The sequence below is a fragment of the Frankia sp. RB5 genome, from assembly GCF_059816245.1.
In genome coordinates this window covers 22,989-40,092 of the sequence record NZ_JCBATA010000051.1, presented here as the reverse complement: position 1 = coordinate 40,092, position 17,104 = coordinate 22,989, and the positions used below count along the sequence as shown (strand labels likewise).

Genomic DNA, 17,104 nt, shown 5'->3' with positions numbered 1-17,104 from the left:
GCGGACGGGGCAGGCTGACTGTCGTAGGGCAAGGAGAGGGAGCATCTGATGGCTCAGGTCCTCGACACCGACGCCCGTGGACTGGGCGCCTGGCACATTCCCCGCAGCCGCGGCGCACTCAGCGGCGTCCTGTTGATGGCGCTGGGGGTGTGGGGCGCGCTCATTCCCTTCATCGGGCCGTACTTCGACTTCGGCTTCACCCAGGACGGCGCGTGGACCTGGAGTTCGGCGCGCTTCTGGCTGGAGCTCCTGCCCGGGATCGCGACGTTCGCCGGCGGTCTGCTCCTGCTGATCAGTGCCAATCGGGGCACGGCGGCCCTCGGCGCGTGGCTGGCCATCGCCGCCGGCGCCTGGTTCGTTCTCGGCCCGACGCTGGCCGGTCCGTGGCATCTCGGAACGCTGGGCGCGCCGCGGGGTGGATCGGCCCGGCAGGCACTCGAATGGATCAGTTTCTTCTACGGCCTCGGCGTTGCGATCGTCTTTCTGGGTTCGACCGCCTGGGGTCGGCTCAGCGTGCGCGGCGTGCGTGACGTCGAGGTCGCCCGCCGGCGCAGGGCGCTGCGGGCGGGTGACGTCGCACCCAGGCCGATGCCGCCGGCGGTCGCCGAACCGCAGGTCTATCCCAGCGACCGGCCCGCGACCCCGGCGCCCGGCGGCGTGGCGGCCGGCGACGACCGCGGGGACGCCCCACCGGAGTGGTCGGGGGAGCGCGCCAGCGGGTTCGGGCGTCACCGGCGCCGCAGCCACCGCTGAACCCGCTGGACCGCTGCCAGGCCTGTGGGCTCCTGACCTGGTATGCACGTCAGGGTGACTCGCGATGACGTGACCGATCTGCGTGCTGGTGTGGCGACGGCGATGGCGGGATTCCCCCGGCAGGGCATCGCGCTCGACGGCCGCAGGCTGTCCGCGGTCGCCCTGGTCGTCGGTGCGGACGCCGACGGCCGGGGAGCCTTCCTGCTCACCCGGCGCGCCGCCCGGCTTCGGGCGCACGCCGGCCAGTGGGCCCTGCCCGGTGGCAAGGCGGAGCCGGGCGAGGATCCCGTCACCACCGCCCGGCGCGAGCTGGCGGAGGAGGTCGGGCTGGAGCTGTCGGCCGGGGACACCCTGGGTCTGCTGGACGACTACGCCACCCGGTCGGGCTACGTGATGTCGCCGGTCGTCCTGTGGGCGGGCACGCGGTTGTCCGCGGTCAGGCCGGATGCCGGCGAGGTGGAATCGGTGCACGTCGTGCCGCTGGACGACCTGTCGGTGGCGCCGCGGTTCGTCAGTATCCCCGAGTCCGAGCGGCCGGTGATCCAGGTGCCGCTCCTGGACCGTCTCATCCATGCCCCGACCGGGGCGATCCTGTACCAGTTCGCCGAACTGGTACTACACGGCCGCCACACTCGCGTCGCCGCCTTCGAGCAGCCCGTCTTCGCCTGGCGTTGACGCGCGCCGGTACGGTCGCAGGCGCACGCGCTGCCCCGGCCGGCACTGGGCGATCAGGGGAATGTCCCGCGCCGTCACGACGCCCAGCACCGGGTAGCCGCCGGTGACCGGATGGTCCGCCAGGAAGATCACCGGCTGGCCGTCGGGGGGAACCTGGATGCCGCCCGGGACGAGACCCTCGGAGGGCAGCTCGGAGGTGATCCGCCGCCGCAGCGCGGGGCCCAGCAGGCGCACGCCGACCCGGTCGCTGCTTGCCGTGACCTCGTACTCCGTGGTCCACAGCCGCGAGCGAGCCTCGTCGGTGAACCAGTCGTCCCGCGGCCCGAGGTGCACCCGCAGGGTCGGTGTGGACGGGTACCGGGCCTGGGGCGCGAGATCGACCACCGGGGGAGCCGACATCTCGCGCGCCAGCGCCAGGTCGACGCCGGCCGTCAGCGCCGGCGGCCCGAGGCCGGCGAGGGTGTCCGTCGACCGGGAGCCGAGCACGGCCGGCACGTCCAGCCCGCCGCGGATCGCGAGGTAGGTGCGAACGCCGCGCTCGGGGACGCCGACTCGCAGCAGCGCGCCCGCCGGCACGTCGATCGGCGCGTACATGCCGACACCGCGACCGGCGAGTTCCAGCGGGCAGGGCGCTCCGGTGAGGGCGATCAGGGCGGCGGTGGCGAAGCGGGCGACCAGACCGCCGTAGGCGAGCTCGATCGCCGCCGCGCCGACGAGGTTGCCGACCAGCCGGTTGGCCAACCGCAGGCTGTGCCGGTCGGCCGCGCCGGATCGGGTGACGCCGAGGTGCGCGAGGCCGGGACGGCCCAGGTCCTGGACGGTCGCGAACGGACCGGGCGCGATGATCCGCACCTGGCCGGCTCGCGGGAGGGTGCCGTGGGGACCGCTCACGGATGCTCACCCGCCGCCGGGTCGGCCTCGACGAAGCGCACCGAGGTACCGGGGGACAGCAGTGCGGGCGGGTCCCGCTCAAGGTCGAACACGACGAGATCGGTGCGGCCGATCAGGTGCCAGCCGCCGGGCGAGGACCGTGGGTAGACGCCGGTGAACGTGTCGGCGACGGCCACCGCACCGGCCGGTACCCGGGTGCGCGGGGTGGCGCGGCGGGGAAGCGCGAGTGCGGGATCGAGGCCGGCGACATACGCGAACCCGGGCGCGAAACCGCAGAACGCGACCCGATGCCGGCCCTGGACATGGCGCCGCACCACGTCGGCGGCGGTCAGGCCGGCCAGGCGCGAGACCTCCGCCAGATCCGGCCCGTCGTAGCGCACGGGCACGGTCACCTCGGGGCCGGCCGAGGCGATGGCCGCTCCCTCGGCGCCGCCGGGTTCGCCGCGGCCCGCCGCGGCGATCAGCGGCCGCACCCGCTGGCGCAGGCGCGCCAGGCTGGTCCGCTGCCGGTCGACGACGACCAGAACCGTACGCGCCGCGGGCACCAGCTCGACCACCCCCGGGGGCGGATCCCGTCGCAGCCGCAGGTACAGCCGCTCGGCGTGCTCGAGGGTCGCGACCTCCAGCAGCAGGGCGTCCGTGCCGCAGGGCAGGACGCGCGCGGCCGCTCGTTGCGGCCCGCTCAACAGAACGGGGACAGCGGTATGCCGGCGTCGCGCAGCGCCTGGCGCAGCCGCTGGAGCAGGTCGACGGCGCCGGGCGTGTCCCCGTGGACGCACAGGGACCTCGCCCTGACCCGCACCGGCACACCGGTCGAGCTCAGCACCGTCCCCTCGGTGGCCAGGCGGACCGTCCGGCGGATCACCTCCTGCGGATCGTGGAGCACCGCGCCGGGTTCACGCCGGGACACCAGCGTGCCGGCCGGCGTGTAGGCGCGGTCGGCGAACGCCTCCGCGATCGCCGTCAGCCCGGCCTCCTCCGCCCGCCGCAGCAGGACGGAACCCGCCAGCCCGAGAACCGGCAGCGCCGGGTCGTGGCGGCGCACGGCGTCCACGACCGCGGCCGCCTGCCGCTCGTCCGTCGCCGCGGTGTTGTAGAGGGCTCCGTGTGGCTTGACGTAGCCGACCCGGCCACCGGCGGCCTTCGCGAAGGCCGCCAGCGCGCCGATCTGGTAGAGAACGTCGTCGCGCAGGTCGTCATGCTCCATGTCGATGCGGCGCCGCCCGAAGCCCGCGAGGTCGCGGTAGCTGACCTGGGCGCCGATGCGCACGCCCGCCGCCACGGCCCGCTCACAGACGCGCCGCATCGTGGCCGGGTCCCCGGCGTGGAAGCCGCAGGCCACGTTGGCGCTGGTGACGAGGCCGAGCAGGGCCTCGTCGTCGGTGAGGCGCCAGACGCCGAAGCCCTCACCGAGGTCGGCGTTGAGGTCGAGCGGCGGTGGTTCGTTCATGGAGCCGATCCTTCCCCACCCCGGGCCTCGCGGTCCCGCTCGGTGGTGTGGCCTGCACGGTCGCGGATGAGCCGGCGCCGGCGGCGGGATCCGAGGGGAGCGGGATCTGCGGGAGCTACTCCGGCACGGGATGGGCGGCGGGCTCGCCGGGGTCGAGATAGGCGTCCGGGACCGCCGTGCCCTGGAGCGGGAGGGTCACGCCCGACAGGGACTGCCCGACCTTCGCCGAGTCGCGGTACACGGCCACGGCCTTGAGGCCCTTGCGCCAGCCGGCATAGAAGATCGCGGCGACGTCGTCGACGGTGGCGTCGGCCGGCAGACGGATGGTCTTCGAGATGGCACCGGACAGGAAGGGCTGGACCGCCGCCATCATCCGGACGTGGCCCATCGGGTCGATGGCGCGCGGGCCCAGAGCACAGGCGAAGACGGCCTGGTGCTCGGGGCGAAGGCCGGGAGCGCCGAGGGCGTGGCCGTGCGCGGCGATGAAACCCACGATCCGCGCGACCGCGGCCCGCGGGTAACCAAGGGCCTCCAGTGCCGTCGGGACCGTCGTGTTCACGATGCGCATGCAGGAGCCCGTCGGGCTCTTCTGGAGCTTGACCAGGGAGAGGTCCGGCTCGACCCCCATCGTCGCGCAGTCCATGGCGAGCCCGGTGGTACCGGTGGGCGCGATCAGGGTGACGTGGGCGTTGCGCCAGCCGTGCCGCTCGCCGAGGAACAACGCCCGATCCCATTCCTGGCCCGCCCGCAGGAACAGGTCCGCCTGCGCGTCGAGGTCGGCCGGCTGGCGGATCACCGCGTGCGCCGCGGCATGGCGCGCGACGACCCGCCGATGGGCGGCGGCGTTCGGGGGGAAGGCGGGGTACGCGCCGAGGACGGCGGCGATCTCGGCCGACCGCCGGTAGGCGGTGGCCGACATCAGCGACGTGATGGCGGCGGCGGTGGTGCGCCCCTGCTCACTGTCGTACGCCTGCCCGGTGGCCATCAGCAGGGCGCCGAGGTTCGTGTAGCCGACGCCCAGCTGACGGTAGTCCTGGGTGACGGCTCTGACCCGCGGGTTCGGCAGGTCGGCGAAGGACAGCGAGATGTCCATGGCGAGCACCACGAGCCCGACCGCGCTGGCGAAGCGCGCGGTGTCGAAAAGCCGGTTCCGGTCGAGGAAGCTGAGCAGGTTCAGCGATCCGATCGTGCAGGAGGAGTTGTCCAGATGCATGTACTCGCTGCACGAGTTGCTGGCGGTGATGCGCCCGCCGGTGGGGCAGGTGTTCCAGTCGTTGATCGTGTCATCGAAGTGAAGGCCCGGATCCGAGCATTCCCAGGCGGCTTTGGCGATCATGCGGAAGAGATCGCGCGCCCGCATGCTGTGTATCGCCCTGCCATCGCTTCGGGCGTGCAGCTGGAACTGCTGGTCGGTGGCCACCGCCCGCATGAAGGTGTCGCTGACGCGGACGGCGTTGTTCGCGTTCTGGAACTGGACCGAGTCGAGATCGCGGCCGCCGATGTCCATGTCGAATCCGGCGTCGCGCAGTGCACGGATCTTGCGTTCCTCACGCGCTTTGCACTCGATGAAGTCGGCGATGTCGGGATGGTCCACGTCGAGCACGACGATCTTCGCCGCCGGGCGGGGAGCGCCGCCCGCCCGGATGGTCCCCGCGGAGGCGTCGGCGCCGCGCATGAAGCTCACCGGGCCGGCCGCGGGCCGACCTGAGGGCAGCAGTTCCGCGGAGGACCGCAGCCGGGACAGGTTCACGCCGGAGCCGGCCCCGCCGTGGAAGAGCAGCGCCTCGTCCCGGTACCAGTCCAGGACCGATTCGAGGCTGTCCTCGGCGGCCAGGATGAAGCACGAGGCGACCTGCTGCGGGGCGTCGGTGCCCACGTTGAACCAGACCGGGCTGTTGAAGCTGAACGCCTGGTGCAGCACGAGCCAGATCAGCTCGTGCTCGAAGATCTCCGCGTCCGCGTCGGAGGCGAAGTACCCCAGCCTCCTGCCGGTCCGGGTGTAGGGGGTCACCACCCGGACGATCAGTTGGCGCAGGGACCACTCCCGCTCCGGGCTGCCGGGGACGCCGTGGAAGTACCGGCTCGCGACGACGGCCGCCGCCGTGCCTGACCAGAAGGACGGGAACTCGACGCCGCGCTGGCGGAAGATGGCCGAGCCGTCCCGCCAGTTGGTGAGGACGACGTCGCGACGGTCCCAGCGGACCTCGTCGAACGGGTGTACCCCGGGTCGCGTGTGCGCCCGTGTGATCCGCAGCCCTGGCGCTGGTGGAGGCTCCGCGGCGCTGGTGTCCCCGGCGGTGCCGGGTCGCATGGGACGCGGGGGCTGCTCGGCGTCGAGCTCGCTGTGTGTCTCGAGCATCGTGCTCCCTGCGGTCTCATGGGCACGGCGGCGTCTTCGGCGTCGATGGCCCTTCGATGTCGATGGCCCTTCGATGGGGTCGGCGGCCTCGGCGACGCCTGGCGACGGGGCGATGGTCACATACAGGACGGCGCCTCGAGCAGGGTCCCACAAGTTAATGTGATTCGTAACATACAATGCACTGTCCGATTCCTGGCCTGCTGTCGCCAGCCGGCGCCGGTCGCCGCCATAATTGCCACGTGGGCGGGGAAGAGTACGTCGGTGAATGCGAGACGGCGAACCCACGAACATCGTGGTGGACGCGGACGGAACCGTGCGATGTCGGCTGATCCGCCGGAGCCGGCCGCGGTGTGCGCGGTGGGGCCGGGGCCGGCGGGAGAAGCGGGCTCACCGGCCGCGCTCGCCGTCGGCGGTGCGCCCGACGGCGCCGCGGTGGCGGCGGGTCCCTCGCGGCACGTCCTGGGCCGCGGCGACGCACCGATCGTGGTGGTCGAATACGGCGACTTCGAGTGTCCGTACTGCGCGCGGACCGCGCCCGTCCTGCGAGAGCTCGTCGAGAGCTCGGCGGGTCAGGTCAAACTGGTCTTTCGCCACTTCCCGGTCTTCGATGTCCATCCCTATGCCCTGACCGCGGCGCTCGCCGCGGAGGCGGCGGGTGCGCACGGGCGCTTCTGGGACATGCACGACCTGCTTTTCGCGCGCCAGGACCGGCTCGCGGACAAGTTCCTGCGGGCGTACGCCACCTCGCTGGGAATTGATGGCGACCTGGTCGTGGGGGAGGCGGCACAGCCGTTCGGCGACGCCGTCGAGGCCGACTACGCGCGCGGTATTGAGCAGGGCGTTCGCGGAACTCCGACGGTGTACATCAATGGTGTGCCCTACCGGGGGCGCACCGAGATCGCGCCCCTGCGGAAGGCGGCGAACCTGTCACTTCACCGGCGCCGGCGCCCGCCATGGTCGCGGGGGTAGCCGGGGTACCGGTTCGTCGGTGAGCGGTGAGCACAGCGGCATTCTCTCGCCGAGGACACGGAGGATCACGGTCCCCGCGACGGCCGCTGTGAGCGAGCCGCCCAGAATGCCGATCTTCGCCTGCTCGCGCAGCTCGGGATCGGTGAAGGCGAGTTCCGTGATGAACAGCGAGATGGTGAAGCCGATGCCGGCCAGCGTGGCCGCGCCCATCAGATGGCTGTACCGGACCTGGCCGGGCAGCTGACCGAGTCCGCTGCGGATCGCCACGGTACTCGCCAGGGTGATCCCGACGGCGTTGCCCGCGACCAGGGCCACCATGATGCCCAGGGTGACCGGGGAGGCCGCCGCGGCGCGCAGCGTCGCGGCGTCCAGGTGGACACCCGCGTTGGCGAGGCCGAAGACGGGAACCACGATGAACGCGCTGAAGGGGTGCAGGACCCGCTGCAGCCGCTCGTTCGGGGAGACCGTCGCCTTGGCGGCGGCCACGGCGAGACCGGCCCTGGTGGCGTTGGAATCCTCCGCCAGGGCCCGGACGTAGACGGGAACCTCGTCGATCTGGTCATGGCGGGGCGGTCGGGCCGGGATCAGCAGACCCGTCAGGACACCCGCCAGGGTCGCGTGCACGCCGGAGGCATGCACCGCGCCCCAGAGCACCAGGGAGAGCAGGACGTAGGGCGGAAGCTGCCACACACCCAGCCAGCGCAGCGCGAGAATCGCGAGGATGACGCCACCCGCCACCAGAAGGCCGAGCGGATCCACCCGCTCGGTGTAGAAGACCCCGACCACGCAGATCGCACCGATGTCGTCGACGATCGCGAGGGTGAGCAGGAACAGGCGAAGACGGTCCGGGCACCTCGGCCCGAACAGCGCGAGTATCCCGACCACGAACGCGGTGTCCGTGGACATGGGCACGCCCCAGCCCCGGGCGGCCGGCCCCGAGGTGTTGGCCAGCAGGTAGATCGTCGCGGGAAGGGCCAGACCGCCGATGGCGCCGAGGGCGGGCACCGCGACCATGCGGCGGTCACGCAGTTCGCCCGCGGTGAACTCGCGGCTGATCTCCAGGCCGACCACGGTGAAGAAGACCGCCATGGCACCGTCGTTCACCCAGTGCAGCAGGCTCATGTCGATGCCGGCGCCGCCGATCCTGACCTCGGCGGTGGTCTCCCACAGCCGGGCGTAGCCTCCGGACCAGGGTGAGTTCGCCCAGCCGAGAGCCACCACGGTGGCGATCAGGAGCAGCATCGCGCCGCCGGCCTCGGTGGCCAGGAACTCCCGCAGGGAGGGTGCGACCTGAGGCAGGCGGATCCGCAGCCCCGGGCCGGGGCGGGGTGGAGCGGTCACCGGGTGGCCTAGATACCCGCGGCGAGGTCCGGCTGGTGGAGTTCGCGGAACCGGCTCGCCCGGTAGACGCCCAGCACCCGGTAGTCCGCGTAGAAGGACAGCTCCTCGAACGCGCGGGCGACGGCGGGATCCTCCGGGCTGCCTTCGACGTCGGAGAGGAACTGGGTGGCCACGAAGTTGCCGTTGACCATGTAACTCTCGAGTTTGGTCATGTTCACACCGTTCGTGGCGAAGCCGCCCAGCGCCTTGTAGAGCGCGGCCGGGCGGTTGTGCACGTTGAACACGAAGGTCGTCACGAGCGGTCCGACGCCGACGGCGGCCCGCAGGCTCTCGCTGGACAGGATGAGGAAGCGGGTCGTGTTGTGCTCCTCGTCCTCCAGATCCGCCCGCAGCACCTGGAGCCCGTAGGCGTCGGCGGCGAGGCGGGAGGCGATCGCGGCGCGCGCGGGATCACCCGCCTCGGCGATCTCCCGGGCGGCCCCGGCGGTGTCCGCGGCGGCGACGGGCACCAGCCCGAGCCCACGCAGCGCCTCGCGGCACTGCGCCAGCGCCTGCGGATGGCTGTGCACGGTCTTGACGTCGTCCAGCGTCCCGCCGGGGACCCCGAGCAGCTGGTGGCGGACGGGCAGGAAGTACTCGCCGATGATGTGGACGGCGGGCCGCGGCAACAGCAGGTGGATGTCGGCGACGCGCCCGGCGGTCGAGTTCTCGACGGGGATCATCGCGAGATCCACCGCGCCGTCCTCGAGCGCGGAGAAGCACTCGTCGAACGTCTGGTAGGGGACCGCCTCGTAGTCCGGATAGACATCCCGGCAGGCGATGTGCGAGTTGGCTCCCCGTTCGCCCTGGAACGCGATCCTCTGTCGTGCGGTCATAGGTCGACCGTACCGGCCTGCCGGTTCGTCGAGGCGGGCGCGTCAGGACGGGTGGGAGACGCCGCCGGCGCCGGAAGCAGCCGGACGCCCGCGTGCAGCAGGACCACCCCGGTGCGGCCCACCAGCACCGGATCGAGGAGGACCTCCCCGATCTCGGGCACCTCCTCGGCGAGCCGGGCGACCCGGTGCAGGAGATCGGCGAGGGCGCCGGTGTCCGCGGCCGGCGCGCCGGAGCCCCCGACCAGCAGCACGCTGCCCCGGATGGAGCCGATGAGCTCCTCGGCGTCCAGGTCCGTCAGCGGCAGGGTGCGGGCCAGGGGATCGGCCAGCAGGTCCGCGACGGCCCCGCCCAGGCGCAGGGACAGCAGCGTTCCCACGGTCGGATCCTGCCGCAGCCGCACGACGGTCGAGACCCCCGCCGGCGCCATGGGCTGGACGAGCATGTCGCCGGGCCCCACGGCGGCGCGGATCGTCCGCCAGGCGGCACCGAGGTCGGCCTCGGTGCCGAGACCGAGCTGCACCGCGCCGACGTCGAGCCTGCTGCGGAACCGCTCGTCGGCGATCTTGAGAGCGACGGGCCAGCCGAGGGATGCCACCGCGGCCAGCGCCTCGCGCTCGTCGGCGACCCGCACGCTCGGCCAGGCCCGCAGACCCACCCCGCCCAGCAGGGCGGCGACGGTGGCCTCGGGAAGCCAGGTGCCGTCCTTCGGGCTGGTCCCGACCTCGCGGCGGGCGGCACGAAGGTCGACGCCCCCGGGTTCGGGGACCCGGCCGAGGTCGCGCGAGCGCCACGCCGCGTGATCGGCGGCGCGGGACAGCGCGAGCGCCGCCGACTCCGGCGAGGAGTACGACGGCACCGAGCCGGGCCCGGGCGAGCCGGTCGCGTCCGGCACGGCGAGCGCGTCCGGCATGCCGTCCAGGCCGAGGTACGAGGCGAGGACCGGAAGCCCGACGTCCGCGGCGACGGTGCGCACCGCGGATCCGAGGCGGTCCTCCTGGGCGTGCGGCGTGACGAGCGTGAGGACGGCGTCGACCTCGCCGGAGCCTGCGACCAGCCGCAGGGCCGCCTCGAAGCGATCGGGATCGGCCAGCGGCCCGAGGTCGACCGGATTGGTGGCATGGCGGTGGCCGAGGAGGTCGGCGAGGGCCGCGCACGTCCGTTCGGACAGCAGCGGCACCTCGAGCGCGTAGGTGCGACAGGCGTCGGTCGCGAGTGCCGCGAGCGCGCGGCTCGTCCCCACGACGCCGACGCGGCGACCGGTCGGAAGCGGCTGGTGGGCGAGCAGCTGCACGGCGTCGAACAGCTGGGTCAGGGTGTCGGCGCGGACCACGCCGGCGCTGGTGAACAGCGCGTCGACGCCGTCACCGGTGGAGTCCTGGCCGCTCTTGAGCGCCACGACGGGCTTGGTGCGGCCGAGATCGCGCGCTATCCGGGCGAACCGGCGCGGATTCCCGACGCTCTGCAGATGCAGCATGACGACGCTGGTGCGGCTGTCCGAGCGCCAGTACTCGAGCAGGTCGTTGGTCGACACGTCGGAGCGATCGCCGGCGGACACGAAGGTGGAGAAGCCGATCGCGCGCCGCGCGGCCTCGGCGAGAAACGTGCCCGCGAGCGCGCCGGACTGCGTGAGGACACCGACCCGGCCAGCCGGTGGCGCACCGGCCGCGAACGTGGCGTGAAGCCGTGACGACGGCGCCGTGTTGACGACGCCCATCGCGTTGGGGCCGATCAGGCGCATCCCGCCGTCGCGCGCGATCCGGATGACCTCCGCGAGACGATCACGGCCCTCGTCGCCGGCGTCCGCGAAGCCGGCGGACACCACGATGACGCCGCCCACCCGTTTGCGCGCGCAGGCACGCATGACGGCGGTGACCTCACGGGCCGGTACCGCGATGACCGCCAGGTCAATCGGCGCCGGCACGTCGCACACGTCCCGATAGGCGTACACGGAGGCGACATGGGTGGCGGCCGCGTTGACGGGATAGACGGTGCCGGTGAAACCATGCGCGAGCAACTGCCGGAACACCTCGTGCCCGACCGCTGCGGGCTGCCGACTGGCACCGATCACGGCGACCACGCGTGGATGCAGCAGGCGATCGATGCTGCCCTCGTGGTCCGCCGGGCCCGGGACATCCACGGCGGCCATCGTAATATGCCCAGTCCTGATCGTCCTGGTGGTTGTTGGCCGCGTGGGGCGTCGGTGGGGCATCGGGGGGATCGGTCGGGCACGGTGGCGCCGTGCGGACTTCAGGGCTGGGTGTTCGCCGGACAACGTTCGCGTCACCTTCGAGGGCGAGGGCGGTGACGGTCGGGCGCGCTCGTACGGATGCGACGGCGCCCACATCGATCACTGATCGAGTGTGATCGACCTCACGGGGCGGGTCGGGCTCGACCCGGTGCCTCCCGGCCGGCAAGGTGCACCTGATCGAGGTGGCCCGAACGGCTAGGCCGCGCCGGCCGGACAATCAGCCTCCACACCGCGAGTGCGGCCCGGACGGGATGGTGACGTGCAGAAGTTCGACGGACGCTGGGTGGTATCCGCGGGCGATCTTGTTGACATCGTCGAATGCGGGCATCGCGTCAGGCTCACCCACGCGGTGGCGGACGGACAGGCGTCCATCGACGGTGGCGACCCCGGCCCGGACGGGGCAGGCCCGGACGGGGCAGGCACCCAAGGGGCAGGCACCCAAGGGGCAGGCACCCAAGGGGCAGGCACCCAAGGGGCAGGCCCGGATGAGCCCGCCCCGCTGGTGCGGACCACCGCGCCGGACCGGACCGCGGTGCGCCACGGCATGGCGCACGAACAGCGCTGGCTGGACCATCTGCGCCGCTGCTTCGGCCCGGGCGGGGTCGTGGAGATCCCGCGCCCGGCGCCGACCGAGGAGGGTCTAGCGGCGGCGGCGGAGCGCACCCGGGCGGCGCTCGCCGCCGGCACGCCCGTGGTCTACCAGGGGGTCCTGTTCGACGGTGGCTTCCACGGCCGCCCGGACTTCCTCATCGCCGCCCATCTCGATCCCCGCACCGGCGGCGTCCGCGCACCGGCCGAGCCCGGCCACTACGAGCCCTACGACGCGAAGCTGGCCCGCCAGGCCCGCCCCGGCGCGGTGCTGCAGCTCGCGGCCTACGCGCTGGCGCTGTCGTCGGTCGGTGCCGCGCCCGCGCGGTTCATGCATCTGCTCCATCCCACCAGGGACGCGCGGCCGGCTGAGCCGATCCCCGGGGCCGGACGGCCCGGGCCCGGTCCCGGTCCCGAGCCCGGGATCGTCCGCACCTTCCGGGTCGAGGACGTGGCGCCGATGGTCGACCACGCGCGCGGGCGGCTGGAGAGCCGGCTCGCGGGCCCGCCGGCCGTGCCCGTGCCCGCGTGGGGCGAACCTCGTCCGGAGTGTGCGGGCTGTGGCTACGCCGAGCACTGTTCCCGGGGCCGGGAACGGGCACGGGACCTTTCGCTGGTCGCCGGGCTGCGCGCGGACCAGCGACGGGTCCTGCGCGACGACGGCATCTCGACGGTGGAGGAACTCGCGGCGGCCACGGACGACCAGCGACCGGCGGCGATGTCCGCCACCTCGTTCGCGGGGCTGCGCCTGCAGGCCGAGTTGCAGGCCGCCCAGGACAGGACGCGCACCACGGATGATCCGGTGGGGACCGTGAGCGTGCGGATGGTCGATCCCGACGGCCTGAGGATGTTGCCGGCACCGGATCCCGGCGACATCTACTTCGACATGGAAGGCGATCCGTACGCGTTGGATGCCGCGGGCCTGGAGTACCTCTTCGGAGCGATCACGCTGACCGATCCCCCGAACGGACGGGGCGCGGGCGAGCCCGGCGACCCGACCACTGCGGCGGAGTCCTTCCACGCGTTCTGGGCGCATGACCGCGCGGGCGAACGGCGCGCCTTCGAGGACTTCGTCGACTGGGCGACGGGCCGGCTGACCGCCCATCCCGGGGCGCACATCTACCACTACGCGCCCTACGAGCCGGGCGCGCTGCGCCGGCTGGCCGCCCGGCACGGCACGCGGGAGCGCCAGGTCGACGACCTGCTCGCCACCAGCCGGCTCGTCGACCTCTACGCGGTGGTGCGGGCCAGCCTGCGTGTCTCCCAGCCGTCCTATTCGATCAAGTATCTGGAGCCGCTGTTCTACCCGGGCGCGCGGACCGCGGGGGTCAAGAACGCCGCCGACAGCATCGTGGCGTACGAGGCCTTCCTGGAGCACCGCGCCGCCGGCGAGGACGCGCCGGCGCGGCGTCAGCTCGCCGAGATCGCCGAGTACAACCGGGTCGACTGCGTGTCGACGCACCGCCTGCATCAATGGCTGCTCGATCTGGGTCGGCGCGAGGGCGTCGCCGTCCGCGACGCGGTCGCCAGCGGCGCGGCCGAGGCCGATCAAGGTGTGCTGGACGAGGCGGACGGCCCGGACGCCGTCGTCGACGCCCTGGTCGCGGGACTGCCCGCGGATCCGGCGGCCTGGTCGGCCGACGAGCGGGCGCGTGCGCTGCTCGCCGCCGCGGTCGGCTATCACCGCCGGGAGAACAAACCGGCCTGGTGGACGTACTTCGCCGCGCTCACCGCGGACCGGGAGAGCCTGGAGGCCGCCGACGACTGCGCGGTACCGCTGCGGTGGCACGTCGTGGAGGACTGGGACGAGCCGTCGGGGCGCCGGCGCCGCAGCCGTCGCCTGCTGCGAGCCGAGACCCTGCCCGAGCGCCCCCATCCGTTCGAGCGGGGCGAGTCCGTGCGGCTGCTGTACCGCCGCCAGTCAGGCGGCGAGGGGACGGCCACCGACGCCGTGGTCGAGCGCGCCGCCCCCCACGAGCTGGTCCTGCGTGAGAGCGTGCCGCCGGAGGAGACCAGCCGTGCTCTGCCGGCCGCGGTGCTGCCCGGCGCACCGGTGCGGCCCGAGCCCAAGCCGGCCGCGATCCGCCAGCTGGCCGGGCGAGCCGCGGCGGCGCTGCCCGCGCTGCCCGCGGAGGCGGCCATCGACCTGCTGCGGCGCATACCGCCCCGGCTGGTGGGAGCGGGCGCGGCCCTGCCCTCGGCCGCGGCCCACGGAGACGATCAGGTCAGTGCCGTGCTCGCCGCGGTCAGCCACCTCGACGGCTCCTACCTCGCGGTCCAGGGACCGCCCGGCGCGGGGAAGACCTACCTCGCCGGCCGCCTGATCCGGCATCTGGTGGCTCAGGGCCGGTCCGTGGGCCTCTGCTCCACCAGCCACAAGGCGATCGAGAACGCGATGCTGGCCGCGACGGGTCAGCCGCCCGCGACGGGTCAGCCGCCCGCGACGGGTGAGCCGCCCGCGGCGAGTGAGCCGCCCGGCCCGGGGGACGGCGGCGGTGACCGGCCGCCGTGGAAGCCCCTCGTGCCCGCGGCCAAGAAGCGCCGTGGCGGCGGAGCCGGACCGGACCCGGGGCAGCAGCCGCCGTGGGACTCCCCGCGTGACCTGGGGGCCCTGGTGGCGTGGCGGGAGAGCCATCCGGAGGGGCATCTGGTCGGGGACACGGCCTGGGCCTTCGCCAACCCGCGGCTGGCGGCGAAGCCCTTCGACGTGCTGATCATCGACGAGGCGGGCCAGTTCGCGCTGGCGGACACGCTCGCGGTGGCCGGGGCGGCGCACAACCTGGTGCTGTTGGGTGATCCGCAGCAGCTTCCCCAGGTCGTGGCCGGGATCCATCCGGAGGGCGCCGAGGCCTCGGCGCTGTCCCATCTCCTCGCCGACGCCGAGGTGATCCCGCCGGAGCTCGGCTACTTCCTCGACCGCACCCGCCGGCTGCATCCGGCGGTCTGCGCGCCGGTGTCCGCGCTCGCCTACCGCGGCCGCCTGCGGTCCCACCCGGTGGCCGCCACCCGCTCCATCGACGGGTTGCCGGCCGGGACCTACCTGCTCGACGTCGAGCACCGGGGCAACGGCACGCGATCCGACGAGGAGATCGCGGTGGTCTGCGCCGCGGTCCGCCACGTCGTGGGGCGCGGGGCCGTCGACGGCGACCGGACCAGGTCGCTCGCCGGCGGGGACATCCTCGTCGTCGCCCCGTACAACCGGCAGGTGCGCGCGATCGAGCACGCGCTGGATCGCGCCGGGCTGCACGGGGTGCGGGTCGGTACCGTCGACCGGTTCCAGGGGCAGGAGGCGTCGGTCGTCATCGTGTCCCTGACGACGTCGAGCGCCGCGCAGGCGCCGCGGGGCCTGGACTTCCTGCTCTCGCGCAACCGGCTCAACGTGGCACTCTCCCGGGCCCAGGTCGCGGCGGTCCTCGTCATGTCCCCGGCGCTGCTCGACAGTTCGCCGCGCAGCGTCGCGGAGCTCCAGCTCCTCGCCGGGCTCGCCCGGCTGCGGGCGACGGCGCGCACCGACCTCATCGCGCGACAATGATCGCGCGACAATGATCGACGCACGTGCATTCGGGGCCCGTGCGATGGTCGTACACCGGTGGGACGCTGCTATTACGCGCGAACGGCCCCCGACTCTCGGACGACTTTTCGCGGCATGCTGTTCGTGCACTTTCTTGTGCTTATCGTAAAACGGGTGCTACGATTCCCTCGATCTTCTACAGGTCGGGAAGGGGACGCTCGTGACCGTGGACGTGTCGGCCCCAAGTCGCGTGCAGACAGTCCTGCCGCGGGCGCTCGCCCGGCTGCGCGCTTCATCGGGAGCCCATCTCACATTCGGTGGAATAGTCGCACCGCATTCCGGTCGATTGACCGTGACGAACGTGGACGGACCGGCGCCGAGCGGACTGCTCGGTGCCTCCGTCCCGCCAGGCACGGGGATCGGCGGTCAGGTGGTGCGGCATTGCCGCCCGGTCGTCATCAACGACCCGGCGGCGACGAGAAGGGTTCTGCGCTCGACTGTCGCTCCGATCGAGGGCAGTGAGCTTGGAGCGATTCTCGCGGTGCCGGTCAGCATGGGAGGCACGGTTGTCGCCGTGCTGTACGGAGCCATGCGGACCGAGGCACCGTTCACCGAGGCCGCCGTACGGGCGGCCATTGCGACGGCTCGTCTGATGGAACGTGAGCTGGGTGTGGCTGCCGCACATGGGGAGTCAATGTCGCCGACGGTGCCCGCCGGGCACCGTCCGCCCACCGTGATACGCCAGGTGGGTGCCGTACCACTGCCCCGTTCGCCCGGCCAGCCGCAGGAGAGTCTTCGGCTGGCCTACCGGGAGCTGCAGGAGGTCACCGAACATGTGGCCGACCCGCTGCTGCGGGGGCGGATCGGCGGCGTGTCGGAGCTGTTGCGCGGGCTGCTGGACCAGGATCCCAAAATCGGCGGTCGGCTGGCCCTGACACCGCGCGAACTCGAGGTGCTCGCGCAGGTCGCGCTGGGTCTGTCCAACGTCGAGACAGCACGCCGACTCACTGTCTCACCCGAGACGGTGAAGGCCTACCTGCGCAGCATCATGCGCAAGCTCGGTGTGCGTAACCGGACGGCCGCGGTGCATGCCGCGCGCCAGCTGGGAATGTTGCCCTGAGCTGACAGTGCGCCGCCCGCCTGTCGGCCGCCGGGTCACCCGTACTCGGCGGCCGACAGGCGGACGCGGCGTTCACGCGGCGTTCACGTGGCATTCAGGCGGCGTGGAAGGGCTGCCCGGCCCGCCGTCGTAGGCCCTGAGCCACCTGCGGTGAAGGCGTCGCGGACCGGCCGGCTCCGATCGACGGACCCAGCGCGACCAGGTCCGATCGGCCGGCTGACGACACTGCCTGAACGGGGCCGGTGCGACCCGCTCCGCCGCACCGGCCCCGCCGTCGCCCGCCCGCCGCACCGACCAGGGAGGTGCGGCGGAGCGGACGTCTC

General features: G+C 73.2%; 12 protein-coding genes. 5 read left to right on the top strand and 7 right to left on the bottom strand.

Going from position 1 to position 17,104, the window contains the following annotated elements; all coding sequences use genetic code 11:
• Positions 1–48: 48 nt before the first annotated feature.
• Together AC6EXY_RS23695 and AC6EXY_RS23690 are read left to right on the top strand one after the other, a co-directional pair.
• Complete coding sequence (locus tag AC6EXY_RS23695) at positions 49–753, top strand: hypothetical protein (RefSeq protein WP_101831826.1); 705 nt, start codon at positions 49–51, stop codon at positions 751–753.
• Positions 754–822: 69 nt separating this feature from the next.
• Positions 823–1,428 (top strand): NUDIX hydrolase, encoded by a 606-nt coding sequence (locus tag AC6EXY_RS23690; protein WP_243407500.1) that lies wholly within the window; start codon positions 823–825, stop codon positions 1,426–1,428.
• On the opposite strand, the gene AC6EXY_RS23685 is transcribed toward AC6EXY_RS23690, so the two are convergent.
• The 4 genes from AC6EXY_RS23685 to AC6EXY_RS23670 form a co-directional block, all read right to left on the bottom strand.
• Positions 1,369–2,319 (bottom strand): 5-oxoprolinase subunit C family protein, encoded by a 951-nt coding sequence (locus AC6EXY_RS23685; RefSeq protein ID WP_207770298.1) that lies wholly within the window; start codon positions 2,317–2,319, stop codon positions 1,369–1,371. The genes AC6EXY_RS23690 and AC6EXY_RS23685 overlap by 60 nt on opposite strands.
• Positions 2,316–3,005: a 5-oxoprolinase subunit B family protein gene (locus AC6EXY_RS23680; RefSeq protein ID WP_207770297.1), complete on the bottom strand. Its 690-nt coding sequence runs from the start codon at positions 3,003–3,005 to the stop codon at positions 2,316–2,318. Before AC6EXY_RS23680 ends, AC6EXY_RS23685 begins: the two co-directional genes overlap by 4 nt.
• The gene (locus AC6EXY_RS23675; protein ID WP_101831824.1) at positions 3,002–3,769 is read right to left on the bottom strand and encodes a LamB/YcsF family protein; all 768 of its coding nucleotides are present in this window, start codon (positions 3,767–3,769) and stop codon (positions 3,002–3,004) included. Before AC6EXY_RS23675 ends, AC6EXY_RS23680 begins: the two co-directional genes overlap by 4 nt.
• Before the next feature lie 115 nt (positions 3,770–3,884).
• A complete protein-coding gene (locus AC6EXY_RS23670) occupies positions 3,885–6,128 on the bottom strand; it encodes a vitamin B12-dependent ribonucleotide reductase (RefSeq protein WP_101831823.1) in 2,244 nt (747 codons plus the stop codon).
• A 318-nt stretch (positions 6,129–6,446) separates the two neighbouring features.
• Between AC6EXY_RS23670 and AC6EXY_RS23665 the strand changes: the two genes are divergently transcribed.
• Positions 6,447–7,097 carry a DsbA family protein gene (locus tag AC6EXY_RS23665; protein ID WP_101831822.1) on the top strand — a complete coding sequence of 217 codons (651 nt, stop codon included), beginning with the start codon at positions 6,447–6,449 and terminating at the stop codon, positions 7,095–7,097.
• Here the strand turns inward: AC6EXY_RS23665 and nhaA are convergent.
• From nhaA to AC6EXY_RS23650, 3 genes are read right to left on the bottom strand one after another with little or no spacing between them, the layout of a single operon-like run.
• Positions 7,056–8,438, bottom strand: a complete 1,383-nt coding sequence (gene nhaA, locus AC6EXY_RS23660; protein WP_499816953.1) for a Na+/H+ antiporter NhaA — start codon at positions 8,436–8,438, stop codon at positions 7,056–7,058. The genes AC6EXY_RS23665 and nhaA overlap by 42 nt on opposite strands.
• An 8-nt stretch (positions 8,439–8,446) precedes the next feature.
• Positions 8,447–9,313: a prephenate dehydratase gene (locus AC6EXY_RS23655; RefSeq protein WP_101831820.1), complete on the bottom strand. Its 867-nt coding sequence runs from the start codon at positions 9,311–9,313 to the stop codon at positions 8,447–8,449.
• Positions 9,310–11,460, bottom strand: a complete 2,151-nt coding sequence (locus tag AC6EXY_RS23650; protein ID WP_101831819.1) for an acetate--CoA ligase family protein — start codon at positions 11,458–11,460, stop codon at positions 9,310–9,312. The genes AC6EXY_RS23655 and AC6EXY_RS23650 overlap by 4 nt, the downstream gene beginning before the upstream one ends.
• 604 nt (positions 11,461–12,064) lie before the next feature.
• On the opposite strand from AC6EXY_RS23650, the gene AC6EXY_RS23645 reads away from it, so the two are divergent.
• Both AC6EXY_RS23645 and AC6EXY_RS23640 read left to right on the top strand, forming a co-directional pair.
• Complete coding sequence (locus AC6EXY_RS23645; protein WP_499816954.1) at positions 12,065–15,682, top strand: TM0106 family RecB-like putative nuclease; 3,618 nt, start codon at positions 12,065–12,067, stop codon at positions 15,680–15,682.
• 199 nt (positions 15,683–15,881) lie between these two features.
• Complete coding sequence (locus AC6EXY_RS23640; RefSeq protein ID WP_101831816.1) at positions 15,882–16,781, top strand: LuxR C-terminal-related transcriptional regulator; 900 nt, start codon at positions 15,882–15,884, stop codon at positions 16,779–16,781.
• Positions 16,782–17,104 lie beyond the last annotated feature (323 nt).

Excerpts from the sequence above, each read along its gene's own strand:
- AC6EXY_RS23695 (WP_101831826.1), top strand. The coding sequence starts at position 49 with ATGGCTCAGGTCCTCGACACCGACGCCCGTGGACTGGGCGCCTGGCAC.
- AC6EXY_RS23675 (WP_101831824.1), bottom strand. The coding sequence starts at position 3,769 with ATGAACGAACCACCGCCGCTCGACCTCAACGCCGACCTCGGTGAGGGC.
- AC6EXY_RS23670 (WP_101831823.1), bottom strand. The coding sequence starts at position 6,128 with ATGCTCGAGACACACAGCGAGCTCGACGCCGAGCAGCCCCCGCGTCCC.
- AC6EXY_RS23665 (WP_101831822.1), top strand. The coding sequence starts at position 6,447 with ATGTCGGCTGATCCGCCGGAGCCGGCCGCGGTGTGCGCGGTGGGGCCG.
- AC6EXY_RS23655 (WP_101831820.1), bottom strand. The coding sequence starts at position 9,313 with ATGACCGCACGACAGAGGATCGCGTTCCAGGGCGAACGGGGAGCCAAC.
- AC6EXY_RS23650 (WP_101831819.1), bottom strand. The coding sequence starts at position 11,460 with ATGGCCGCCGTGGATGTCCCGGGCCCGGCGGACCACGAGGGCAGCATC.